Origin of the sequence: Colwellia sp. MB3u-4 (genome assembly GCF_014077065.1) — a bacterium.
In the GTDB taxonomy this organism is placed as follows: Bacteria; Pseudomonadota; Gammaproteobacteria; order Enterobacterales; family Alteromonadaceae; genus Cognaticolwellia.
This window is the reverse complement of the sequence record NZ_JACGVE010000037.1, coordinates 45,894-70,502: the sequence shown is the minus strand read 5'-3', so window position 1 is coordinate 70,502 and position 24,609 is coordinate 45,894. Positions and strand designations below refer to the sequence as shown.

Here is a 24,609-nt window from a genome sequence, read left to right as displayed (position 1 = left end):
AAAATTTAAGTGATTTTAACAAAATAGGTACGGGCCTTGCTCAAATAATATTTGCATCAAGGCTTAAGAAAAGTGAGTAACTAAATGCTCACAAATTTCTCGCTTTAATTTATCTATCTGCGGTTGTACTAAGTTGTGACTTAACGCAGTACCTTCGAGGGCAAAAAAATGCATATTTTTAAGGCCAATTGTCCCTAATACTTCCTTCATATAAGGTGTAAAAAAGTCGGGTTGAGTAGCGTTTGCATTTAAAAAAAAGCCGCCTGATGAAATCAGAATATACACCGGCTTATCGTTTAATAGCGCTTGTTTGCCAGTTGCAGTAATCTCAAAGGTTTTTCCTGCTCTAACAATATGGTCTATCCAGCTTTTTAAGCTTGAAGGTAAAAAGTAGTTATGCATCGGAGAGGCGATAATCACAACATCAGCAAACTCAAGAGATGCAATCAATCGATCTGAAAGGGCTAAGCTTCCTTGATTTGTGTCGTGCGGCTGTTGACCAGTACATACTGCATCGGCGTAAAGGCTATCTATATGTGGAAGCCTAGTTGCATCAAAATACTCTACTTCAATAGTGTTAATACTGGCTAACTGTTTGAGCATAGTTTGCGCTAAATTATAGCTGGAAGACTTTTGTTGCTGCGCACTACAAGTGATCACTAATACGTTCATATTTCTCTCTAAAATTAGGTATCTTCATCTATTGGTTTCACCCATGAAGGCTTGTATGATACTAGTAAATATGGCTCTAAAAAAGAGCCATGAATTTACTTTTTTTATAGACCATATTAAAGATGAGAAATTAATGGCTAAAATCCTGGCTTATCAAAAAGTGTATAAACGAATTCATGCTGCTATTTTGCAAGGTATATTAAAGCCGGGTGAGCGGATCCCAGCCGCTCGAGTGCTCTCAAAAGAAATGGGCGTTGCGCGCGGTACCGTAGAAGAAGGTTATGCGATATTAAAAGCCGAGGGCTATATTGAGTCTAGTGGTCAAGCTGGAACACGGGTCAGTGAAAAGTTACTTACGCCATCCAAAATTGAAAAACCTAAGGTTAATACCCGCCAACCAGGGTTTACGAGTGAAATTCAAACAGCTCAGCTTTTACCTTTTCAACTCGGTATTCCTGCCTTAGATGCTTTTCCCAGAAAAGCCTGGTCAAGAATGGCCGCCCGATGTGCGCGAAATATTAATAAGGACGATCTAGCATATCCTTGTGCTTACGGGCTGGCGCCATTAAGAACCTCAATAGCACAATATTTACAGCTTTCTCGAGGAGTACAATGTGAACCAACGCAGGTATTTATCACCTCTGGCTATGTCAATTCAATCAACTGGATCACCCAAGTGCTTTTAAATGCTCAGTCTACCATTGCCATAGAAGATCCGGGTTATCCACTCACGGCAAAGATATTAAAGGCTAAGTTCTCACATATTGTCTCAGTACCAGTTGATGAAGAGGGTATTAATCTTCCATCAAACATTGCAGCCGATGTGGTTATAGTTACACCCACTCATCAAAGTCCAACCTGTGTTTCGTTATCTTTGCAGCGCAGACAAGCATTATTAGATTGGGCAAATAGACATCAAAGCTGGATTATTGAAGATGACTATGACGGTGAATATCGCCATACCGGACTGCCATTACCGGCATTAAAAAGTTTAGATAGCCAAGATAGAGTGGTTTATTCAGGCACCTTTAGTAAGGTGCTTGTCCCAAGTTTGCGTATAGCCTACATTGTGGTGCCTAAAACTAAGGTCCAAGCTTTTGAGCAATGTGCTGAACTTTATGCTGGCAATGTTGCTGCGCTCACTCAAGCTTGTGTATTAGCTTTTATCGAGGAAGGGCAGCTGTCACGACATATTCAACGGATGAGAAAATTATATCGAGAACGCCGAGAGTTAACTGCCAGAGTATTTAAGCAAATTTTGGGTGATAAAATTTCGATAGAAAATCAACCTGGAGGCATGCACATGATAGTAAAACTTAACAATCCAGATATAAATGATGTTGAGCTATCAAACAAAATGATGGCTGCGGGGTTATTTGCTCAGGGATTATCACAATGGTCATCAAGACCTGTGCATCCAAGTCTCATTCTAAGTTTTACTAACATCTGTACAGAAGAAGAGTGTAAAAAACTGGTATATAAAATAAAAGCAATTGGCATTTAAACCGAAAAGGCTACTTTTATTTTTGATAGGTAAGCTAACAATTTATTTATTCAACTCATGTTTTAAGCCTGGTTGATTGCAATACTGCCACCTTTTAGCATAAGCCTTTTAACTTCAAAGTGATAACTTCAAAGTGATAATTTCAAAGAATAACTTCAAAGAATAAAACGCAAAAATTTAACCCCGTGTTATGACATTTCATGCTGCCTTTAAAGGTTGAATGCGGTAGCTTTTTTCATTTTAAGCTATTTTGGCAGATATTTTAATCATCAGGGCTTTCTCTAATCCTAGCTTAATCTGTGCTTAATTTTTAGCCTAATGCATAGGAGGTTTTTTTATACCCAAACGCAGCTAAACAAAACTAAAAAATCTCATCAGTATGCCTGTTGTAAATATAATGTTGCCCTATTAAATGGCGCTAATCTTAGTTTTAAAGTGTCATTTTTACTTCATTTTTACTTCATTTAAACCATATTATAACCACTTTTTATGCATGTTCTAGTGCGAAAAGCACCGAGAAGCAAACATAAAATCGAAATATCCTATCTCTAATTTAGCTTTTTCATAAACTATATATGAAAATAATTAATTGAATTTAATGACTAATATTTATTTTATTAAAAAGCATGGGTCTTTTATGAACAAACAGGTTGACTATATAAATTTTGAGTGGGATTATGTTCAGCGCCTGAACATTTATACGAAAGATGGCTTTTGTAAGTTAACAGGTTCAAATGTAAATAAATTAATAAGTTTACAAATAACACATAAAATATACAGGGTTCACTATGTTAAAAAATATACAAACAACACTAACTTTGTTAGCAGCTAAAAGGGGAATGAATATGTCTAACTTAACAATCCGCAAAACTCATAAATTTGGTTTACTCGCAGCAGCGGTTATGGCCGCATCAGCACCGACGTACGTACAATCTGCCGAATTTCTTGACGGCCTTGCAGAAGTTAACTTCCTCGCCTTGCAAAACTACCAAGCCATTCAAGCGAAAGAGGGCGCATTTCGTCCAGTAGACGAAGAGCAGTCTTCAGGCTTTGGTCGTATCAGAGTTAATTTACAATTTAAATTTCACATCAACGAGTATATCGTCGCTGATGTCGACATCGCAGAAGAGCCAAACGATTTTGGTAATAACGGCGACCGAGATTTCGCTTTTCACCAAGATTTCGCCGGGATTGAATTTGAACTACTGGGCCTTTCTGGCGCCGCGCGCGATAACGCTGACTTAACACTTCGCTTAGGTAACATAGGCGCATCACCTTTCCAATTTAAAGGTTTTCAAGATGGCGCTGACAACCAAGGCAATGCCCTTATTGGTAACGGTATAACAGACTATGCAACCGCAGAAAATGGGATGCAATTAAGCTACAGCGAGACACGCGATAGCGGTCTGATCCGCGGCTATAATGTTGCCGGTCATGTCACTACGTCAAGTTTTGGTGAAGCCTTCCAAGAAGATCGCGGCTTTAACTTTCGACTGCAAGGAACACTTGAATTTGCTGGCGGGTTTAAAGCGGGTTTAAATTATTTCCAAGCCAACCAAGGTGACCAACTACGTTTTGAAAATGGCGTAGCCAGTCTTGCTGGTGTTACCACCACTAACTATCGCTTTGGTGATGGTGAAAACTACAACTTCTCTGCTTCAGGCTCGAGCGAGCGTGATACCCATGTTGGCGCTATGCCAGGGGTTGAACAGTCAATTATTCAGTTAAACTTAGCGTATCAACCAACTGCAGAAACTAGCCTAATTTTCATGTTAGGTAAGTCGACTGATGATTACACTTTCGCCGATGCTGCCGGTAACGCCGTAGCAGGCATTACTTACTTTGGTGTTGACGGTATTGCCGATGCTAATGGTACAACTTTCGACTCAAATAGTGTCATTAAAGGCGACTCTTCTGTTGAGTACTACACCTTTGAAGCACAGCACTACATAATACCGAACAAGTTTTATCTAGCGGCACGTTATTCAGAAGCGGAAAACACTTCAGATTTAATCGCACAAACGGACAACAAGGTTGAGCGTATTCAAGTCGCTGCAGGTTACTGGTTTAATGACAAAACATTGTTGAAGTTTGAATATGTTGATCAAGAAGAAGGCGTTAATTCAGGTGGCCAAATCGGCACAGGCTTTGACGGCTTCACATCAGAAATTTCGGTTAAGTTCTAAGATATCTAATATGGCCGTGTGCAACTGGGCCTAGACCCAAGGAGTATGGCAAGTCTATTTTACTTTTTATAGACTTTGATAACTTACAATTATAATGATAATAAAAGTCTCATCTAACACCTTAGGTGAGACATTAACGTTGAATATGGGGAACACCTGATGAAAAATAAATTAATGATGCTAGCTTGTGGCGTGATGACCATGAGTGCCGCAGTCGCCGCAAAAGAGACGATCACCATCGCCACAGTTAACAATGGTGACATGATCACCATGAAAGAACTCAGCAATGACTTCACCCGCCAAAACCCTGATATCGCCTTAAAGTGGGTGACTTTAGAAGAGAATATCCTTCGTCAACGTGTCACGACTGATGTGGCCACCGGTGGTGGGCAATACGACGTAATGACCATAGGCACATATGAAGTGCCAATTTGGGGCAAACAAGGTTGGTTAACTGAACTTGATAGCCTAGGGGCGAACTATGATGTTGATGATTTATTACCCGCGATAAGAAGTGGCTTAACCGTAGACGAAAAACTTTTTGCCGCCCCATTTTATGGTGAAAGTTCGATGGTGATGTATCGCACCGACTTGATTGCAAAAGCGGGACTTGAAATGCCTAAAAAGCCAAGTTGGGACTTTATTCGTCAAGCAGCTAAAGCCATGACAGACAAAGAAGCCGGTGTTTATGGTATTTGTTTACGGGGTAAAGCCGGTTGGGGTGATAATATGGCCCTAATAACGGCTATGTCTAACTCCTTTGGTGCGCGTTGGTTTGACGAAAACTGGCAACCACAATTTGACACCCAAGAATGGCATGACACCTTGCAATACTATGTAGATGTGATGGCAGAGTCTGGTCCTCCGGGCGCATCCGCTAATGGTTTTAATGAAAACTTAGCCTTATTCCAAACCGGTAAATGTGGTATGTGGATTGATGCCACGGTGGCAGGTTCATTTGTGACTAACGAAAAAGATTCTGCCGTAGCAGACAAGGTCGGCTTTGCTTTAGCACCTGATAAAGGTTTAGGCAAACGCGGAAACTGGTTGTGGGCTTGGACATTAGCTATTCCTTCAAGTAGTAAGAGATCTGACGCGGCGATGAAATTTATCAGTTGGGCAACGTCTAAAGAATATTCAGCTTTAGTGGCTAAAAACAAAGGCTGGGCAAAAGTACCACCGGGTACTAGAACGTCACTTTACAATAATCCTAAATACCTCAGTGCGGCACCTTTTGCACAAATTACTATAGATTCTATCCAATCTGCTGATCCTGTTAACCCAACCGTTAAACCTGTTCCTTATGTGGGTGTGCAATTTGTCGCTATCCCTGAGTTTCAAGGTATCGGCACGGCAGTTGGACAACAATTTGCGGCGGCACTGACCGGCACCATGACGGTAAAGGAAGCGTTAAAGGCTTCTCAGCGTTTAGTAGAGCGTACAATGCGCAAAGCGCGTTATCCAAAATAGTTCATTAGTTATTGGTGGGCAAGCACGTAAGTGTTTGCCCTAAGCTTTACTTATAAGAGGTTTTACTGTTGGCGACTTCAAATTCAAGAACACTCGCTCGGTTAATGTTATTTCCTTCAGTTGTTTTACTGTTGGCTTGGATGTTGGTACCGCTATGCATGACATTGTATTTTTCATTTTTAGATTACAATCTACTTACCCCGGGCAATAATGCCTTTATTGGTTTTTTAAACTATGAATTTTTCCTGACCGATCCGGCATTTTTTGCTTCATTTTTCAATACAATATTACTGGTGGGTGGTGTTTTACTGATCACCCTGGGCGGTGGTATTGGTTTAGCTATTTTGCTCGACCAAGCTATTTGGGGTCGTAACTACGTCCGTATTATGGTCTTAGCCCCCTTCTTTGTTATGCCGACGGTGTCTGCCTTAGTGTGGAAAAATATGCTGATGAACCCGGTGAATGGTTTATTTGCACATTTTGCGACTTGGCTTGGCATGTCGCCGATTGATTTCTTTGCTCAAATACCCTTATTGTCCATCATTATTATTGTCTCGTGGCAGTGGTTACCGTTTGCCGCGCTGATATTACTGACGTCAATTCAATCATTAGATCGAGAGCAACTTGACGCCGCCGATTTAGATGGTGCGGGTCCCTTCAGTAAATTTTATTACATCGTTTTGCCGCACTTATCGCGCGCCATTACCGCGGTAATTTTAATTGAAACTATCTTCTTACTGTCAATTTTCGCCGAGATATTAGTCACTACCAGCGGTGGTCCAGGCTATGAATCAACCAATATCACCTATCTCATTTACACCCAATCATTATTACAATTTGACGTCGGTGGTGGCTCAGCAGGCGGCATTGTTGCGGTTATTATCGCCAATATAGTTGCTATTTTCTTAATGCGATTAATTGGTAAGAACTTGGAGGATTAAGCAATGTCGATAAAAAATAGTCATAGATCAAAAATTATTTATACCTTTTTAGCTTGGACGATCAGTAGCTTAATATTTTTTCCCATATTATGGACCTTGATCACTAGCTTTAAAACAGAAGCGGAAGCTATCTCAGCTAGCCCAAGCTTATTTATGTTTGACTGGACGCTAGAGAATTATGAAGAGGTATTAGCCCGATCGCCTTACTTTAACCACTTTTGGAATTCTATCGTGATTTCACTGGGCTCAAGTATTTTAGGGCTACTCATTGCTATCCCTGCGGCTTGGTCCATGGCATTTGTACAAACGAAACGCACTAAACATTTATTAATGTGGATGCTTTCAACCAAAATGTTACCGCCGGTGGGTGTGCTTATTCCCATTTACTTGTTGTTTCGTGATTTTGGTTTACTCGATACTAAAGTAGGTTTGGTGATTGTGATGACCTTAATTAACTTACCTATCATGGTGTGGATGCTCTACACCTATTTCAGAGAAATCCCCAGTGAAGTGCTTGAAGCATCGCGCATGGATGGGGCCAATATTGGTGAAGAAATTTGGTATGTACTTTTACCTATCGCGTTACCGGGTATAGCATCAACATTATTGTTAACGGTCATTTTAGCGTGGAACGAAGCCTTTTGGACGCTGATTTTAACCGCCGCCGACGCCGCGCCATTAACCGCCTTTATTGCTAGCTATTCAAGCCCCGAAGGTTTGTTTTATGCCAAGTTGTCTGCCGCGTCAATGATGGCGATAGTGCCGATCCTGATTTTGGGTTGGTTTAGTCAAAAACAATTAGTGCGTGGATTAAGTTTCGGCGCCGTTAAATAGGAATTTTCAAGATGGGCAGTATTAATTTAAAACAAGTAACAAAAGATTTTGGTGATGTTAGCGTCATTAAACCGATTGATTTAGCCATTAAAGATGGTGAGTTTATTGTTTTTGTGGGGCCGTCAGGCTGTGGTAAATCGACCTTATTAAGAATGATTGCGGGCTTAGAAGACACCACCAGCGGCAACATAGAAATTGATGGCCAAGATGCCACTGATACCCCACCGGCTAAAAGAGGCTTAGCCATGGTGTTTCAATCTTATGCTTTGTACCCTCATATGTCGGTGCGCAACAATATCGCTTTTCCCTTAAAGCGTGCGAAAGTTAGCAAAGAAGAGATTGAGAAAAAAATAGCGAGTGTCACCAAAACATTAAACCTATCTGATTACCTTGACCGTAAACCCGGGCAATTATCTGGCGGTCAACGCCAACGTGTTGCTATTGGTCGTGCCATCGTGCGTCAACCTTCTGCTTTTTTATTCGATGAGCCCTTATCTAATTTAGATGCGTCTTTGCGGGTCAATATGCGTTTAGAGATTTCTGAGCTGCATAAAACCCTTGCCACTACCATGATTTATGTTACCCATGATCAGGTAGAAGCCATGACAATGGCCGATCGTATTGCGGTATTTAATGCCGGCATTATAGAGCAAGTGGGCAGTCCACTTGAGCTTTACAACACGCCAGTGAATAAATTTGTGGCGGGTTTTATTGGTTCGCCAAAAATGAACTTTATAGCTGTTGAGCCAACGGCTACCGATGCCACTTGTTGCTTAGGCATAAGACCTGAGCATATCACTATATCAACAACGTCAGGTACCTGGCCTGGAAAAGTAGGGGTTATCGAACATCTTGGCTCTGAAACTTTTTTACATGTGCATGTTGAAGGTAAAGCCACCTTTACCGTAAAAGCGGGTGGCGATTGCCCTTATGTTTATGGCGACAATATTTATTTAAGTGCCGTAGAAAACAAGATGCTACATTTTGATGCCGCAGGTCTTACTTTGTCTCAATAATATGTTGAGGCTAATCCCTCTATCATGTTTGTAACTAATGATACTTTGTGCGTAAGGGCACAAAGTATCATATCTATCAGCAAGATTACTTTACTAGCCAACTGAGCTTAAAATTGCTTTCATCTAGATTGATTGAGGGTTAAAAGCATGAGACAAGCGAAGCGATAAAGGATTGATAGCTTGGGCTTTTGATATGAATATTAACGTGTTCGACTCTGCATTTAACGAAAATCCTGCCGGTATTCGATTATAAATGATCTTCGAAACACATTAATCTATAGATGTTTTGTGGGTATTTATAGCTTAACCTACTGAGTAAGTAACCATCTGGCGGTTTGTTCATCAGTGACTAAACCATTAATCCATTTTCCCTCTAATGAGGCTAATATTGCCGCTTGTTTATCTTCCCCTGAGGCAATTCCTATTATTTTCGCTTTTTTACTTTTTCTAAGATCGTAACTGGTCACGCGTTCATTGATTGCGTGCTTGATAACTTTTCCGTGGCAGTCAAAGAAACGACCTAAAATTTCACCTACAGCCCCTTTCTTTTGCAAGGCTTCAGATTCATTATTAGTAATAAAACCATTAGATACGATAGGGCTTGAATCACCAATGGAGCCAATACCGATAAAGATAACATCAGCATTACTCGCTTTTACCGCCAGCTCTTGATAAAGGTCGGTGTTGCACCACATTTTGTGATTTTCTGCATTCTTAGAGTAAAAAGGAGCAGGCAGTTGATAATAACCAGCTTTAATTTTATCTGCAAACAACAGCGGCACATCATCATAATAATTACATAAGCCTTCGAAATTCATTTGGCTAATTAAAGCGATACATTTATGTTGCGGCTGGTTAAGTTTCTCAAGATAGTTAATAGAGCGTTTTAACGTTAAGCCAGAGCCAATGCCTATGTTCAATGATTTTTCTTGTTTTATATATCTAGAAATAACTTGGGAAGCCCCGTAAGAAACTAAGCTTTTATGATCAGATTTGCTGTCTTGTGCATAAGGCACGATACGGCAAAGTGATAAGTCATATTTTTTACTAATCAATAATTCATATTCAAGGCAAACAGAGACTGGGTGTTTAATATCAACTGACACTAAACCTTTATCATTCGCAGAAGCAATCATGCGCTGTACTGAAGGTCTAGAAACACCCAGGATAGTAGCTATCTCACTTTGATTCTTACCCAATACATAATATAGCCAAGCAGCTCTAACGAGGTTGTCATGTTTATAATCTACTGTCATTAGTAATCTCTTTGTGTAAATTTTTAGCCTTGATTAACGTAATCGAAATACGATACTTAACCATTCAATGTAGGGGTTTATCAAAGAACAGCCTGACTATTGTACTAATGTATCAAGTATTCGTCTATTTAATAATATATTAAAAATTAACACTTTAGGTCATACAGTAGCATAGGATCGTTAACGAATTATTATTGATTTATTGGCCGATAGGTAAGCAGGGTTCTATCGTTGTTTAAGCCAGTTTTAGGGACCAGACCTAAGGTTCGCATTAAAAACTAATGTTTAAATTCATGTTTTTGTCCACTTTAATATGGTGTTAATCAAGCATGAATAAACAGTATGGGCATCAATATAAAGTGGGTTATTTACCTGTAGATATTATTTTAAATAAAAATCTTTTGATTGTATTCAAATAATTGCTCAAGCTATGGACATTTATTCGACCTTGGAATATAGTACCTCTCAACGAAATGTCTATTAAAGGTTAATGGTTTGAGTAATTCACATAGTTACACATGGCTACACATTGGTTTAGGGGCATTCCACCGTTCTCACCAAGCTTGGTATATGCACAAGCTTATAGAAGCAGGTGATAATACGTGGTCTATTACCGCTGGTAATATGCGCGGCGAAGATGAAGCCATAGCAAAGTGCCTTCGCGAACAACAAGGGGAATATGTACTTGAAACTATCTCACCGCAAGGCGAAAGTAAGTACGAAAAAATCACCTCAATAAAAAATATAGTTCCGTGGCAGGAAGACTTGGCACCGTTAATAACTGTTGGGGCTTTAGCGGCAACTAAAGTGATTTCTTTTACTGTCACTGAAGCGGGATATTATTTAGATACCAATAATAAACTCGATCAATCAAACGAGGCGGTTAAAGCTGACTTGTCTGGTGATACAAAAACCATTTACGGTGTAGTGGCCAGTATTCTTCGTAAAAGAATGCTAGGTAATCATGGCCCTGTGACCTTATTAAATTGTGATAATTTACGCCATAATGGCCAGCGTTTTTATAATGGATTAGTGGAGTTTTTACAATTACAAAAAGACGAGACATTACTAACTTGGCTCGGTGATAACATAACTTGTCCAAACACTATGGTTGACCGCATAACGCCACGGCCAACTGAAGATTTGCCACAACGTATTAAAGAAAAAACCGGTATAGATGACAATGCGCCTGTGATGGCGGAGTCATATATACAATGGGTGATTGAAGATAACTTTATTACGCCATGGCCTAATTTAGCTTCAGTAGGGGTAGAAGTGGTTGAATCTGTTGTGCCTTATGAAGAAGCTAAGATTCGGATTTTAAATGCCTCGCACAGCTGCATCGCATGGGCAGGAACATTATTAGGTAAATCCTTTATATATGAAAGTGTTGCTATCGATTTCATTTATAAATTAGCCTTTGATTATATCACTGAAGATGTTATTCCAAGTTTAAATAGTAATGAAATAGATTTGTTTAGCTACCGTGATATTGTGCTTGAACGTTTTGCGAATATTAACATCAAGGATACGAATCAACGGGTTGCGGCGGATGGTTTTTCTAAAATACCAGCAATGATTACACCGACACTAATTGACTGTTATCAAAATAATAAATCGCCTGAAGCAACCGCAATGTTACCGGCATTATTCTTTATTTTCTTAAAGAAATGGCATGAAGGTGCGCTACCTTATCAATACCAAGATGGCATTATCGATAAGCAATTAGTGACTAATATGTACGCAAGTGACGATCCTATTAAAGTTTACTCTCAGAACAGCATGCTTTTTGGCAAGCTTGCTGAGAAAGCTGAATTTGAGATCATGTTGCGAGATAAAATTAATGAATTATATCTAAAAATAAATCATTAGGGCTAGCTTATCTACAGCATATTAAGCGAAATGAAACTAAGCTTAGTCTCTCAACCTATTGATTGTAGAGTACTAAGTTAGCAGGTTTTATAACAGCTACAGGTGTTGTTAAAATAGTTAAACGCAGTGCTGTCCTCCTTTTATATTAGTGAGTGTTATGACTTGTGGGCTGATTGCTATGGGTGCTGCAAGTTTAACTTTAGGGCGCAGGGCTTTATTTAATAGCAGGGTTGGAGTTTTAATTTTAGCTATTATTTCAACGTTAATGAATATTTTTGGTTATCTGCAAAAGCTTGTAAAAGGAATTATTATAATTCTTGCGGTAGTTCCTGAAATCAAAAAAATAGTAATCCACATGCTTAATTGCGTTTTAGTAACGGGTTTGGCTCACTATATATGATGGTACAAATTTTATGGATATTAATTTATGAATATAAAAACTGTTATTTTCGATATGGACGGTGTACTGATTGACTCAGAACCATTCTGGCGTCAGGCGCAAATAGAAGAACTTAGTAAATACAAGGTCAAAATTACTATAGATGACTGTATTAATTATACTATGGGGCGAAAATTAGACGACTTAGCTGATACTTGGTGCCGACGTTTTGATCTGCCGATATCGAATATTGAACTACAACAAAATATTATGCATTCGGTAATTAGCCATATTCGTGAGCAAGGACAAGCTAAAGCCGGTTTATACAGCTTACTGAACTACTTGAAAAAAAATAATTTCAACATTGGTTTAGCAACATCCTCTAGTGTGCCGGTCATTAATGCGGTGCTAGATCATTTGTCGATTAGGGATTTTTTTACCGTGATTTGTAGTGCGGATAACGAAAAGTACGGAAAGCCCCATCCAGATGTGTATTTAAGCGCTATGACACAACTAAAGTCAAACAAAGAGCAATGCATAATTATTGAGGATAGCGTTACTGGCATGATCTCAGGAAAAGCAGCAGCAATTACGACTTATGTCATACCTGAAGACATTACCGATCCTAAGTTTAGTATTGCTGATGGTATTTTTACCTCGCTTGAGGAAATTGAACATTATTTAATAAATAAAGCACAACCTAGCGTTATCGCCAATAACGTATAGGCAGAGCTTCACAGGTTTTTTGTCATTTTATTTAATTTATTGCAGTAACGGCTGCTTTGGCAATGTGACACGTTTTGTGAGCTTAGAATGTTTTGGTTTTCTATGCTTATCAGCAGTATTCGTTTTGATTTTATAAAAACGTCCCCGTTTGACGATTAAAGGTAACTAATCCTTTATCTTAAAAGGGAAAGCAATTAGAGTTACATTATAAAAGACAACAATAAAAACAACGATAAAACAAAGAGATAGGTTTATGTATTTAGGAATCGATTTAGGAACTTCTGGCGTTAAAATTGTTATACTTGCAGAGGATGAGCAGCTTATTGGGCAAGCTTCGTCTTCATTAACAATATCTCGTCTAGAAAACTTATGGTCAGAGCAAGACCCTAAACATTGGTGGCAGGCAACAAACTTTGCGATGGCTCAATTAAAAGCTGAGCATGGTAAAGCACTCTCTGACGTAAAGGCCATTGGCTTGTCGGGGCAAATGCACGGTGCAACCTTACTCGATGATAATGACAATATTATCCGTCCAGCCATTTTATGGAATGATGGTCGTAGTTATACTGAATGTGCTGAAATAGAGCAAAGAATAACCAATAGTCGTGATATTACCGGCAACATTGCTATGCCTGGCTTTACAGCACCGAAACTGGCGTGGGTGAAAAAAAATGAACCTCATCTGTTTGATAAAATCAAAAAAGTTCTCTTACCCAAAGACTACCTTCGTCTATTAATGACCGGTGATTATGCCTCAGATATGTCAGACAGCTCTGGCACGCTATGGCTAGATGTTGCAAATAGACAGTGGTCAGATGAAATGCTAGCGGCAACTGATTTAGATAAGTCTCATATGCCTGAATTATTTGAAGGCACAGAAGTTACTGGAATATTGCGTGCTAGCGTAGCTAAGCAGTGGGGTGTTAAGCAGGTGCCGGTAGCGGCGGGTGCGGGTGATAATGCCGCAGGAGCAGCCGGTATTGGTGTGATTAATCCGAACGAAGCCTTTTTGTCTTTAGGGACGTCAGGCGTTTTCTTTGTCGCTAATAAAGACTATCAGTCGAATACCGATGGTGCAGTTCATACTTTCTGTCATTGTATTCCTGAAACTTGGCATCAAATGTCAGTTATTCTTAGCGCAGCGAGTTGTTTAAGTTGGGTAACTAAACTGACCGGTGCCGCTAATGAAAAAGCTTTATTAGATGAAGTGGAAACTGAGGATTTTACTAAACCCTGTACGGTTACTTTTTTACCCTATTTATCTGGTGAGCGTACGCCCCATAATAATCCTAATGCTAAAGGTGTATTTTTTGGTTTATCACATAATTCTACGCGCAGCACATTAGGGCGTGCCGTTTTAGAAGGCGTTGCATTTGCTTTTGCCGACGCACAGCAAGTGTTGTTGGACGGTGGTACTGAAATAGGTCAAGTGTCGGTAATTGGCGGTGGTGCTCGAAGTCAATTATGGGGAAAAATATTAGCAAGTGTACTAAATCAGCCACTGATCTACCGGGAAGGGGGGGAAGTGGGTCCTGCTTTTGGTGCTGCGCGCTTAGCACGAATAGCCATATCAAAAGAGTCACCGCAAAGTGTTTGTCAGCCAGGCAAGATCACTAAAGTTATTGAGAGTGATAGTGCCATGTCTACTTACTATCAGCCGCAATATCAAACATATCGCAAGCTTTACACTAGTTTGAAAGGTTATTTTTAATCAAGTAACTAGCCTGTAGTAAATAAAAAAGCTTAGCGTTTGCTGGGCAAAATTACAAAAAATCACTGTAAAGTGTCGATAATATTTAGCGTTAAAAGCAAAAATACCCGCTATTAACGCTTTATAGTTGCAACAAAATGTCAGCAAAAATTTAATTAATTAAACGGTTAAATCTCAGTGATAAAGCCGTTAGTAAGATTATCAAATTAACTCTTTTATAGGACTAACATGAACTTATTAGAACAATTGAAAAAAGTAACGATAGTTGTCGCTGATAGCGGCGATGTTGATTCAATCAAAGAATTAAACCCTATTGATGCAACCACCAATCCATCATTAATTTTACAAGCAGCAAAGTTACCACAGTACCAACATCTAATTGATGACGCGATAGCTAAAACTCAGGGTCAGGTGGATGATGTTTGCGATCAGCTGATTGTTAATTTTGGTTGTGAAATACTGAAAATTATTCCAGGGAGAATTTCCAGCGAAGTTGACGCTCGACTTTCTTATGATACGCAGGCAAGTATTGAAAAAGGTCGAAAGTTAATTGCCTTATATCAAGCCGCCGGTATTAACAAAGATCGAATTTTAATCAAGTTAGCGGCAACCTGGCAGGGCATTAAAGCCGCTGAACAGTTAGAGAAAGAAGGTATTTCTTGTAATTTAACACTGTTATTTAGTATGGCTCAGGCGATTGCATGTGCGGAAGCAAAGGTTACTTTAATTTCGCCTTTTGTCGGACGAATATTAGATTGGTATAAACAGAACGAAAATAAAGACTTTATCGGTGCTGATGATCCTGGCGTTCAATCGGTGACACGTATTTATTATTATTATAAGTCTTATGGATATAGCACAGTAATTATGGGCGCAAGTTTTAGAAATACCCGTGAAATAATTGAACTTGCCGGTTGTGATTTGTTAACGATTTCTCCTACCTTGTTAACGCAACTACAAGAAACAGAAGGCGAACTTGTTGTTAAGTTAAATGCCGATGATATTGACGTTAAACCTCGTATTGAGATAGAGCCGCTAGATGAAGAGCGCTTTACTTGTCAACACGAAAATGATCCGATGGCAAAAGAGAAGCTTGTCAGTGGAATTACCCAGTTTTCGGCGGACCAAAAGTCGTTGGAAACACTGGTTACTTCATTAATATCTCAAAAAACTGCCGTGTAATAAAATAATTATGGCTCGTATGGTCAAGTGATAAATCCCCTTATCGTCATTTGACCATACTGCTTTTGCATCCCACATTCCATAGCTTACCTCTTGCCGACAGATAGTAACTAAGCAAGAAATTCATTATCAAAACAGGATCAAAAAATGACTACTCGACAACAGTTAGCCAATGCTATTCGTGCGTTAAGCATGGATGCTGTACAACAAGCAAAATCTGGTCACCCAGGTGCCCCCATGGGGATGGCCGATATTGCTGAAGTATTATGGAATGACTTTTTAAAACATAACCCAAATAACCCCAATTGGTCAGACCGAGACAGGTTTGTTTTAAGTAATGGCCATGGTTCGATGTTAATTTATTCGTTGTTACATTTATCTGGCTATGACTTACCCATTGAACAAATAAAACAATTTAGACAGTTACACTCTAAAACTCCTGGTCACCCAGAATATGGCTATACCCCAGGCGTAGAAACCACAACAGGTCCGTTAGGCGCTGGTTTATCAAATGCCGTTGGTATGGCGATTGCTGAAAAAACGCTAGCGGCACATTTTAATCGTAAAACGTTTGAAATTGTTGATCATTATACGTATTGCTTTTTAGGTGATGGTTGCCTAATGGAAGGTATATCTCATGAAGTTTGTTCGTTAGCGGGTACATTAGGCCTAGGTAAATTAGTCGTATTTTGGGACGATAACGGTATTTCGATTGATGGCGATGTAAAGGGATGGTTTACCGATAACACCCCAGCGCGCTTTGCCGCTTACAACTGGCATGTTATTGCTGATGTTGATGGCCATGACCCAGTACAAATTCAACAAGCGATTGAACAAGCTAAACTTGTCACTGATAAGCCAACGCTGATCTGCTGTAAAACTATTATAGGATTTGGCTCACCTAACAAGTCAGGCTCACACGACTGTCATGGCTCACCGTTAGGGGAAGATGAAATAGCAGCAACCCGCGACTTTTTAAACTGGCCGCATGCTCCTTTTGAAATCCCTGCAGATATTTATGCTAGCTGGGACGCCAAAAAATCAGGGGTTGAGCAAGAAAAACAATGGCAACAACTTTTTACAAAATATAAGCAAGCCCATCCCGAATTGGGCAATGAATATCAACGTCGTGTTATTGAACAAAACTTACCCGCGTTATTTGAAAAAAATGCTGATTTGTTTATCGCTCAATGTCAAAAAGATGGCCAAAATATAGCCAGTCGAAAAGCATCACAGAATTCGATTGAAGCATACGGAAAATTGTTACCTGAGCTATTAGGTGGCTCAGCAGATTTAGCTGGTTCAAACCTCACCTTATGGTCAGGCTCTAAAGGTATTACGGCAGATGATGCGGATGGAAATTACCTTTTTTACGGTGTTCGCGAATTCGGGATGAGCGGCATCATGAACGGTATTTCATTGCATAACGGTTTTATTAATTATGGGGCAACTTTCCTGATGTTTATGGAATATGCCCGTAATGCGGTAAGAATGTCAGCTTTGATGTCTATTCAAAATATTTTCGTCTACACCCATGACTCTATTGCACAAGGAGAAGATGGGCCAACTCATCAACCCATAGAGCAAATAGCTAACTTGCGCATGACGCCAAATTTAATAACTTGGCGACCTTGTGATGCGGTTGAGTCAGCGGTGGCTTGGAAATCAGCGATCACCAAACAAAATGGCCCGTCAGCATTAATTTTTAGCCGTCAAAATTTGTCACACCAACACCGTGATAACGCACAGGTAAATAATATTGCCAAAGGTGGTTATATATTAAAAGCTTGCCAGGACAAGCCTGAACTTATTTTAATCGCAACCGGCTCTGAAGTCAGTTTAGCGGTAGACGCCGCAGAACGTTTAAGCCAATCAGGTGTACAAGTGCGAGTCGTTTCTATGCCCAGTACTAATATTTTTGACAGACAAACCGATAAATATCAAGAGTCTGTGCTGCCCAGTGACGTTAAATCAATAATAGCCATAGAAGCAGCACATGTTGATTTTTGGTATAAATATGTTGGCAGAAACGGCAAGGTTATTGGTATGAGCAGCTTTGGTGAATCTGCGCCGGGTAATCAGCTCCTTAATCACTTTGGCTTTACCGTAGAGCACGTGGTTAATACCGCAATAGCGCTGTTGAGCTCCAATAGGTGATTTTTCAGCAATAAGTAATAAGCAATAAATAATAAATAGAAAAATTCTTTTGATATTAGCTGTACACGAGAAACGGAGATGAAAATGACACCTAGAACTTCACTGGCGAGTTGGAAAAAATTGGTCAGCCATGCAAGCTTTATGAAACAACAACATATGAGTGAATTGTTTGCCAATGACAGTGCCCGCTTTGAGCAGTTTTCTATTAAGCTGTCACCATTTATGTTGGACTATTCGAAAAACCTAATATCAAAAGAAACAGTCGATAATTTAATTGAGCTAGCGAAAGATTGCGATATTGAAGGCTGGCGAGAAAAAATGTTTAGTGGCGAGCCGATCAATTATACTGAAGATCGTGCCGTACTTCATACAGCATTGCGCGACCGTTCAAATAAATCAATCATTATTGACGGCAAGGAGGTTAGTGAACAAGTAAATAATGCCTTGCTGCACATGAAGTCTTTTACCGACAAAGTGCGCGAAGGGTTATGGAAAGGTTATTCTGGACAACGAATAACTGACGTAGTCAATATCGGTGTTGGTGGCTCTAATCTGGGGCCACAAATGGTTACTGAAGCGTTAAAGCAATATAGCGATAACCGTATTAACGTTCACTATGTTTCAAACGTTGACGGGACCCAGATTGCCAACGTGCTAAGGCCGTTAAATCCAGAAACAGTGTTGTTTATTGTCTCGAGCAAAACCTTTACCACCAAAGAAACCATGACCAATGCGAAAACTGCGATGAATTGGCTAGTTGCCTCGTCATTTGATCAATCAGCTATCGCACAACATTTTGTAGCCGTTTCTTCTAATAAGAAGAATGCGACAGAGTTTGGTATCGCACCTGAAAATATTTTTGATATGTGGGATTGGGTTGGTGGCCGCTTTTCATTATGGTCGGCAATTGGCTTACCGATAGCGTTAGATTTAGGTTTCGAGCGTTTTATCGAATTACTTGAAGGTGCTCATGAAATAGATAATCATTTTTGTAGTGCGCCACTAGAAAAAAATGCCCCAGTTATTCTCGCCCTATTAAGTGTTTGGAACTGTACTTTTTTAGGCGCAAGATCACAGGCTATTCTTCCCTACGATCAGTCATTACATATGCTTTCAGCTTATCTACAACAGGCTGAAATGGAAAGTAACGGTAAGTCGGTTACCATGAATGGCGAAACCATCACTTACCCAACGGTTCCTTCTATCTGGGGTGAACTCGGTATCAATGGGCAGCATGCTTTTTACCAATATTTACACCAAAGTAATAATGTAGTGCCTGCTGACTTCATTGGTTCAGTTGAAAGTGTTACGCCGATTGAAGGACACCATGAGACCTTAATGGCGAACTTTTTTGCACAAACACAAGCACTAATGCAAGGGGTAAATGAAGAACAGGTAAGAGCAGACTTAAAAGCTAAAGGGCGAACACCAGATTACATCAATAAAGTCGCTCCTCATAAAATTCATCAGGGTAATCGCCCAACCAATACGATATTAATGAAGCGTATTTCTCCTCGTTCATTAGGGAGTTTGATTGCCCTCTATGAGCATAAAATATTTGTTCAAGGGATTATTCTGCAAATTTGTTCTTTTGATCAATGGGGGGTTGAGTTGGGTAAAGGATTAGCGATTAAAATACAGGCAGAGCTTGAATCAAACTATGTTAATGACTCATATGATAGCTCAACAGTTGGTCTAATTAATTTTTATCATGAATTCAAAAAGGGTTGAAAATAGACCATTGAAAAGTACTTAGATCCTATTTATTCAAATATTAGTCATTCAGATATCAGTCATTTAGACACTAATGTTGAGCACAGTCAGCTCAGTGTCTAAATACTTTTGCTAATATAGGCGATTAATATAATTAACATAGGCGATTAATTTTGTCGTAGCGTCATGCATTCCACTACTTCAGTTAAGGCATAACAAGCTTAGCTAGAAAACTGAAATGAAAAAACGTAAAAACATAAAAACATAAAAAAAGATATAAATGGAAACTTGCGGCTATTTATTGAATTGGAGTTAAAACCTTAATATTACAACAGCAAGAAGCATCCTAGTTGAGCATTGCAATAGGGTAAAATGATGCTCTTAGCTAAAACCATAGCGATAACCGGTTAATGGCTTTTTCATAAACTGATACTTATGCTGAAAAACAGCTTTCAATTAATGGTCGACAACACTTTTTTCAATGCGCTACGTGTTAGGTGATTTACGCAGGAGTCATTGAAAATAGCCAGTGCTTAGATTAATAATAACTAGTTTCGAGCCTGTAACAGATTTTGTTACAGGCTTGTAGTTTTCGCTTGAACCTAACTTCAAGACAATATCGATATTCATTCATTTTATTACCCATCCATCGATCAATTTATTGCTTTTTGGCTTAAGTTTTGTGCTTAACTACTGAGTTAATTAATGATTAATATAGCCTTCTAATTGCACTATAATGGTGCGCGTGCATTAAGAGTAAGCATCAGATAAAAATTTAATGCACAGAATTATTACTATTTATTTTTAACTTATTGAATTAAAATAATTATTTTTATCACTTAGTGCATTGCTGGTGTATTGCTTTTGTTTCTTTAGTGGTCTGTAATGTGCATATAACTTATCAGATAAATTTTTAATTACTGATATAAATAGTCAGGTTAATTTAAGGGCTTAGATGGACTCCATACTTGTTATTATTGCTGTATCCTTGGCGCTGGCGAGCGTTATCAATATTGTATTAACCAAATTCTCTATTTCGCATATTATTGGTTATATTATTACTGGCACTATTGTCAGTAATTTTTTTGATTTTAATGGCAGCACCACACCTCACTCTCTTGAGCTAATTGGAGAATTTGGTATTGTTTTTCTTATGTTTACTATTGGTTTGGAAATGTCATTTTCTAAGCTGGGTAAAATGAAAGAACTGATATTTTTTAATGGTTTTATACAGGTTGCTTTTAGCTCTATTGTTATTTTTATTATTGCCTTTTATGGTTTTAATGTTGAACCGATATCGTCATTAATTATTGCGCTTTCATTTAGCTTATCCTCAACGGCTATCGTATTACCCTATTTGAAAAAATCAAAAGATATTGTTACCCCTTATGGTAAAAAGTCAGTTGCTATCTTAGTTTTTCAAGACTTGGCGGTGATCCCTATTTTATTATTAATGGGTTTTTTATCCAATAATGAATTATCCCTGGTTGATATTTTATTAAAAACGCTTTTTTATGCCAGCCTTATCATTATTTTCATGTTTACTATTGGCAAAAAAATCATTACTTGGTTACTGCATTTCTCAGCAAATGCGCGCATGGAAGAGCTATTTTTAAGTTCGGTATTTACTATTGTATTGGGTGCTTCACTGATTGCTCATGAAATGGGCTTTACTTATTCTTTAGGCGCATTTATTGCGGGTATGATCATCGCAGAAACTAAATTCCACATAAAAGTAGAGTCAGATATATCCTCATATAAAGATTTATTATTAGGGGCGTTTTTCTTTTCTATTGGCACAAAAATAGATGTGTTATTTTTTATCAGTAACTTACATTGGGTACTGGGTATATTAGCCTTGGTGATGATAATAAAAGCTATTATCGTTTATTTTCTAATGAGAGCAAAAGCGAACAAAAGTGAATCGATAAAATCGGCTATTGCTTTGTGCCAAGTAGGAGAGTTTTCTTTTGCTATTTTTGCCTTGGCGATCAGTCAAAATATTCTCTCAGAAAATTTAGGCAGCTTCCTCATATTGATCACTGTGCTATCTATGATTTTAACGCCTTTTATGGTCAGCAATATTTATAAGTTAGCCGCCATTTTTGTGGTTGAATTTTTTGAAGCAGACAAAATCACCGCAGTAGATGCAAGCAACCATACTATTGTTTGTGGTTTTGCTATTTTGGGCCGAATTGTGGCGAAAGAACTGACCAGTAAAGGTATTGATTTTTTAATTATTTCTGATGATTTACAGCATGTATTACTGGCAAGAAAGCGTGGTTATAACGCCTATTTTGGTCACTTAGACAAAAAGCCCGTATTAGAGTCATTAAAGGTAGAACAAAGCAGTAGCATTATTGTTACTGCCAATTCTTTGAGAAACAAACAAATTATTTGTGAAGCTGTGCTTAATTACTATCCTAAGGCAAACTTAATAGTGAAAGTGAACACCTTAGAAGAAAAAAGCGAATTGGCAGGCATTAACATTAGCTCGTTTGTCTATGCACAACATGAAATAGCGGCGCTATTAGTTAAACAAAGTATGTCTGCAAGTTAAGCGGCAGGTTATAAATAGTAATCGGCAGGTGTAACAGGGCAGGTATTACTGTAAATTAGGCACCTGCTTACTCTTTCATACGAGACATCATGACAAAAATTCGCTTGACTCAATACTCACACGGCGCAGGCTGTGGCTGCAAAATTTCACCATCGGTACTTGACGTGATGCTAAAGTCATCACTTACTTTACCGGTGAATAACGCTCTGTTAGTGGGTAATAGCACCAAAGATGATGCAGCCGTTTTCGATATTGGCAATGACCAAGCCGTGATCTCCACCACAGATTTTTTTATGCCGATTGTCGATGACCCAACTGACTTTGGTAAAATTTCTGCCTGTAACGCTATTAGCGATGTTTACGCCATGGGCGGAAAACCCCTGATGGCGATAGCTATTTTGGGTTGGCCGGTTAATCTTTTAGCACCAGAAATCGCCCAACAAGTACTGGATGGCGCTAGAGCTATTTGTGCTGAAGCCGGTATTCCGTTAGCGGGCGGTCATTCAATTGATGCACCAGAGCCTATTTTTGGCTTAGCGGTTACTGGCCTGATTAATAACGCGCAGATTAAGCGAAATAATACCGCCGAGGTCGGTGACCTTTTATATTTAACTAAACCCTTAGGTATTGGTATTTTAACCACAGCAGAAAAACAAGGTAAATTGTTACCTGAACATGCTGATATAGCGCCGCAAGTGATGAAAACTTTAAATACTATTGGGCAAGAATTTGCAGCACTAGACACAGTAACCGCCATGACAGATGTGACAGGTTTTGCGCTGTTAGGGCATCTTTTGGAAATGTGTCAAGGCAGTGATGTTTCGGCTGTGCTTGATTTTGAGCGAGTACCCCGTCTTGATTTTGTTGATGATTACATCGACCAAGGCTGCGTACCTGGTGGCTGTGAACGAAACTTTACCAGTTATGGCGAACATGTTGGGCCGTTAAGCCCAAAACAGAAAATACTTTTGTGCGATCCTCAAACCAGTGGCGGGTTACTTGTTGCCGTTAAGCCAGCAGGTAAGCAAGCTTTTGAAGCCTTATGTCAAGAAAATGGTTTGAATCTTCAACCTATTGGCGAAGTTGTTACAACCACTTCACCCACGGTAAGCTTATTGTAATGGCCATCAAGAGTTCAGCAACAGCGCGCGCCGATAGCGCTGATTTTCGCACTATTATTGCTAATAAACTGCCTTTAATGGATGTACGCGCACCGATTGAATTTGAAAAGGGCGCTTTTGGTCAGTCGATTAATCATCCGCTAATGAATAATGATGAACGCGCTGAAGTTGGTCTTTGTTATAAAAATAAAGGCCAAGCCGCCGCTATTACTTTGGGTAATGCCCTTGTTTGTGGACAGAGCAAAGCAAGCCGACTGGCACACTGGCAAAACTTTGCCCAGGAAAACCCACAAGGTTATTTATATTGCTTTCGTGGTGGTTTACGTTCACAAACGGTGCAAGGCTGGTTAAAAGAGTCAGGGGTTAACTACCCATTGATTACCGGAGGCTACAAAGCACTGCGTCAGTTTTTATTGAACGAATTGGAGCAACTTGCCTTACATCCCTTAACGATTTTAGCGGGAAATACCGGCAGTGGAAAAACGCCTTTTCTGGCCCATTGTGCAAACAGTTTAGATTTAGAAGGCGCGGCCGGTCATCGAGGCTCAAGTTTTGGCGGTTTTGTGACCGCGCAAGCCAATCAAATAAATTTTGAAAACAAATTGGCTGAACAATACATCCAAGGTAAGTTTTCTTTATCGCAAAGGTTAGTCTTGGAAGATGAAGGCAGATTAATTGGTAGCGTGCATTTACCAGAAAGTTTACGCCAAGCAATGACCTTAGCGCCAGTTGTGGTGATTGAAGAAAGTTTAGATTATCGACTTGAGCAGATATACCAAGAATATATCATCAAAATGACTGCCCAATACCAACTCGCCTATGGTGAAGAACAAGGTTTTATTGCCTTTAGTGAGTATTTAGCCCAAGGCTTATTTAAAGTACGTAAACGCTTAGGTACAGAACGTTATGGTCAATTAAAGCAAATACAGAGTATGGCCTTATCTCAGCAGCAAAAGGGTCAACTAGAGAACCACTTAGATTGGTTAAAACCTTTGCTTAGTGAGTATTATGATCCTATGTACCAATACCAGTTAGGATTAAAAGCTGACCGAGTTGTTTTTCAAGGTAACAACGCGCAATGTTTAGCTTTTATACAGGATAAATAAAACCTATTCTAATCTGACCTAACCTAAGTAAAGCAAAGGGAATTCGATTTTGAGCGGGTATTTAGCCCCTGTTTTTCTCTGCCTGAGTTGTTGTGCAGATAAATTTTGTTGGCGAATTTAGTACCTAAGCTGAGATGAAAAAAAATGCCTTGAATTGGATGTAATCAATTCAAGGCATTTTTATAGCGCTAATCGTTAAGAGA

18 protein-coding genes are annotated in these 24,609 nt (G+C 39.2%); 16 read left to right on the top strand and 2 right to left on the bottom strand.

What is annotated here, in order from left to right; all coding sequences use genetic code 11:
* Positions 1 to 63: 63 nt before the first annotated feature.
* Complete coding sequence (locus H4J61_RS00695; RefSeq protein WP_182182777.1) at positions 64 to 672, bottom strand: FMN-dependent NADH-azoreductase; 609 nt, start codon at positions 670 to 672, stop codon at positions 64 to 66.
* A gap of 133 nt (positions 673 to 805) precedes the next feature.
* Between H4J61_RS00695 and H4J61_RS00690 the strand changes: the two genes are divergently transcribed.
* From H4J61_RS00690 to H4J61_RS00665, 6 genes are all read left to right on the top strand, one after another.
* A complete protein-coding gene (locus tag H4J61_RS00690) occupies positions 806 to 2,176 on the top strand; it encodes a PLP-dependent aminotransferase family protein (protein ID WP_182182775.1) in 1,371 nt (456 codons plus the stop codon).
* An 845-nt stretch (positions 2,177 to 3,021) separates the two neighbouring features.
* The gene (locus tag H4J61_RS00685; RefSeq protein ID WP_259363037.1) at positions 3,022 to 4,362 is read left to right on the top strand and encodes a hypothetical protein; all 1,341 of its coding nucleotides are present in this window, start codon (positions 3,022 to 3,024) and stop codon (positions 4,360 to 4,362) included.
* A gap of 159 nt (positions 4,363 to 4,521) precedes the next feature.
* Entirely contained in the window at positions 4,522 to 5,832 is a 1,311-nt protein-coding gene (locus tag H4J61_RS00680; protein ID WP_182182770.1) for a sugar ABC transporter substrate-binding protein, read from the top strand.
* Between the two features lie 68 nt (positions 5,833 to 5,900).
* Positions 5,901 to 6,773, top strand: coding sequence for a carbohydrate ABC transporter permease (locus H4J61_RS00675; protein ID WP_182135256.1), 873 nt, complete (start codon positions 5,901 to 5,903; stop codon positions 6,771 to 6,773).
* Positions 6,774 to 6,776: 3 nt separating this feature from the next.
* Positions 6,777 to 7,607: a carbohydrate ABC transporter permease gene (locus H4J61_RS00670; protein ID WP_182182768.1), complete on the top strand. Its 831-nt coding sequence runs from the start codon at positions 6,777 to 6,779 to the stop codon at positions 7,605 to 7,607.
* A gap of 11 nt (positions 7,608 to 7,618) precedes the next feature.
* Positions 7,619 to 8,623 carry an ABC transporter ATP-binding protein gene (locus tag H4J61_RS00665; protein ID WP_182182765.1) on the top strand — a complete coding sequence of 335 codons (1,005 nt, stop codon included), beginning with the start codon at positions 7,619 to 7,621 and terminating at the stop codon, positions 8,621 to 8,623.
* Between the two features lie 308 nt (positions 8,624 to 8,931).
* On the opposite strand, the gene H4J61_RS00660 is transcribed toward H4J61_RS00665, so the two are convergent.
* Positions 8,932 to 9,879, bottom strand: a complete 948-nt coding sequence (locus H4J61_RS00660) for a sugar-binding transcriptional regulator (protein WP_182135357.1) — start codon at positions 9,877 to 9,879, stop codon at positions 8,932 to 8,934.
* A 495-nt stretch (positions 9,880 to 10,374) separates the two neighbouring features.
* Here H4J61_RS00660 and dalD point away from each other — a divergent pair, with 495 nt between their 5' ends.
* From dalD to mnmH, 10 genes are all read left to right on the top strand, one after another.
* The gene (gene dalD, locus H4J61_RS00655) at positions 10,375 to 11,751 is read left to right on the top strand and encodes a D-arabinitol 4-dehydrogenase (protein WP_220461156.1); all 1,377 of its coding nucleotides are present in this window, start codon (positions 10,375 to 10,377) and stop codon (positions 11,749 to 11,751) included.
* 178 nt (positions 11,752 to 11,929) lie between these two features.
* Complete coding sequence (locus H4J61_RS00650) at positions 11,930 to 12,151, top strand: hypothetical protein (RefSeq protein WP_182135358.1); 222 nt, start codon at positions 11,930 to 11,932, stop codon at positions 12,149 to 12,151.
* Positions 12,152 to 12,178: 27 nt separating this feature from the next.
* Positions 12,179 to 12,856: a hexitol phosphatase HxpB gene (hxpB, locus tag H4J61_RS00645; RefSeq protein WP_182182763.1), complete on the top strand. Its 678-nt coding sequence runs from the start codon at positions 12,179 to 12,181 to the stop codon at positions 12,854 to 12,856.
* Positions 12,857 to 13,109: 253 nt separating this feature from the next.
* Positions 13,110 to 14,567, top strand: coding sequence for a xylulokinase (gene xylB, locus H4J61_RS00640; RefSeq protein WP_182182760.1), 1,458 nt, complete (start codon positions 13,110 to 13,112; stop codon positions 14,565 to 14,567).
* 228 nt (positions 14,568 to 14,795) lie between these two features.
* Positions 14,796 to 15,749 carry a transaldolase gene (tal, locus tag H4J61_RS00635; protein WP_182182758.1) on the top strand — a complete coding sequence of 318 codons (954 nt, stop codon included), beginning with the start codon at positions 14,796 to 14,798 and terminating at the stop codon, positions 15,747 to 15,749.
* 147 nt (positions 15,750 to 15,896) lie between these two features.
* Positions 15,897 to 17,906 (top strand): transketolase, encoded by a 2,010-nt coding sequence (gene tkt / locus H4J61_RS00630; protein ID WP_182182756.1) that lies wholly within the window; start codon positions 15,897 to 15,899, stop codon positions 17,904 to 17,906.
* Positions 17,907 to 17,990: 84 nt separating this feature from the next.
* Positions 17,991 to 19,637, top strand: a complete 1,647-nt coding sequence (gene pgi / locus H4J61_RS00625; protein WP_182135369.1) for a glucose-6-phosphate isomerase — start codon at positions 17,991 to 17,993, stop codon at positions 19,635 to 19,637.
* 937 nt (positions 19,638 to 20,574) lie between these two features.
* On the top strand, positions 20,575 to 22,179 hold the full coding sequence (locus tag H4J61_RS00620) for a cation:proton antiporter (RefSeq protein WP_182182753.1): 1,605 nt from the start codon (positions 20,575 to 20,577) through the stop codon (positions 22,177 to 22,179).
* A gap of 86 nt (positions 22,180 to 22,265) precedes the next feature.
* Positions 22,266 to 23,300 carry a selenide, water dikinase SelD gene (gene selD / locus H4J61_RS00615; protein WP_310650015.1) on the top strand — a complete coding sequence of 345 codons (1,035 nt, stop codon included), beginning with the start codon at positions 22,266 to 22,268 and terminating at the stop codon, positions 23,298 to 23,300.
* Positions 23,300 to 24,406 carry a tRNA 2-selenouridine(34) synthase MnmH gene (gene mnmH / locus H4J61_RS00610; RefSeq protein WP_182182749.1) on the top strand — a complete coding sequence of 369 codons (1,107 nt, stop codon included), beginning with the start codon at positions 23,300 to 23,302 and terminating at the stop codon, positions 24,404 to 24,406. The genes selD and mnmH overlap by 1 nt, the downstream gene beginning before the upstream one ends.
* Positions 24,407 to 24,609 lie beyond the last annotated feature (203 nt).

Excerpts from the sequence above, each read along its gene's own strand:
- H4J61_RS00695 (WP_182182777.1), bottom strand. The coding sequence starts at position 672 with ATGAACGTATTAGTGATCACTTGTAGTGCGCAGCAACAAAAGTCTTCC.
- H4J61_RS00690 (WP_182182775.1), top strand. The coding sequence starts at position 806 with ATGGCTAAAATCCTGGCTTATCAAAAAGTGTATAAACGAATTCATGCT.
- H4J61_RS00685 (WP_259363037.1), top strand. The coding sequence starts at position 3,022 with ATGTCTAACTTAACAATCCGCAAAACTCATAAATTTGGTTTACTCGCA.
- H4J61_RS00680 (WP_182182770.1), top strand. The coding sequence starts at position 4,522 with ATGAAAAATAAATTAATGATGCTAGCTTGTGGCGTGATGACCATGAGT.
- H4J61_RS00670 (WP_182182768.1), top strand. The coding sequence starts at position 6,777 with ATGTCGATAAAAAATAGTCATAGATCAAAAATTATTTATACCTTTTTA.
- H4J61_RS00665 (WP_182182765.1), top strand. The coding sequence starts at position 7,619 with ATGGGCAGTATTAATTTAAAACAAGTAACAAAAGATTTTGGTGATGTT.
- H4J61_RS00660 (WP_182135357.1), bottom strand. The coding sequence starts at position 9,879 with ATGACAGTAGATTATAAACATGACAACCTCGTTAGAGCTGCTTGGCTA.
- H4J61_RS00650 (WP_182135358.1), top strand. The coding sequence starts at position 11,930 with ATGGGTGCTGCAAGTTTAACTTTAGGGCGCAGGGCTTTATTTAATAGC.
- hxpB (WP_182182763.1), top strand. The coding sequence starts at position 12,179 with ATGAATATAAAAACTGTTATTTTCGATATGGACGGTGTACTGATTGAC.
- xylB (WP_182182760.1), top strand. The coding sequence starts at position 13,110 with ATGTATTTAGGAATCGATTTAGGAACTTCTGGCGTTAAAATTGTTATA.
- tal (WP_182182758.1), top strand. The coding sequence starts at position 14,796 with ATGAACTTATTAGAACAATTGAAAAAAGTAACGATAGTTGTCGCTGAT.
- tkt (WP_182182756.1), top strand. The coding sequence starts at position 15,897 with ATGACTACTCGACAACAGTTAGCCAATGCTATTCGTGCGTTAAGCATG.
- pgi (WP_182135369.1), top strand. The coding sequence starts at position 17,991 with ATGACACCTAGAACTTCACTGGCGAGTTGGAAAAAATTGGTCAGCCAT.
- H4J61_RS00620 (WP_182182753.1), top strand. The coding sequence starts at position 20,575 with ATGGACTCCATACTTGTTATTATTGCTGTATCCTTGGCGCTGGCGAGC.
- mnmH (WP_182182749.1), top strand. The coding sequence starts at position 23,300 with ATGGCCATCAAGAGTTCAGCAACAGCGCGCGCCGATAGCGCTGATTTT.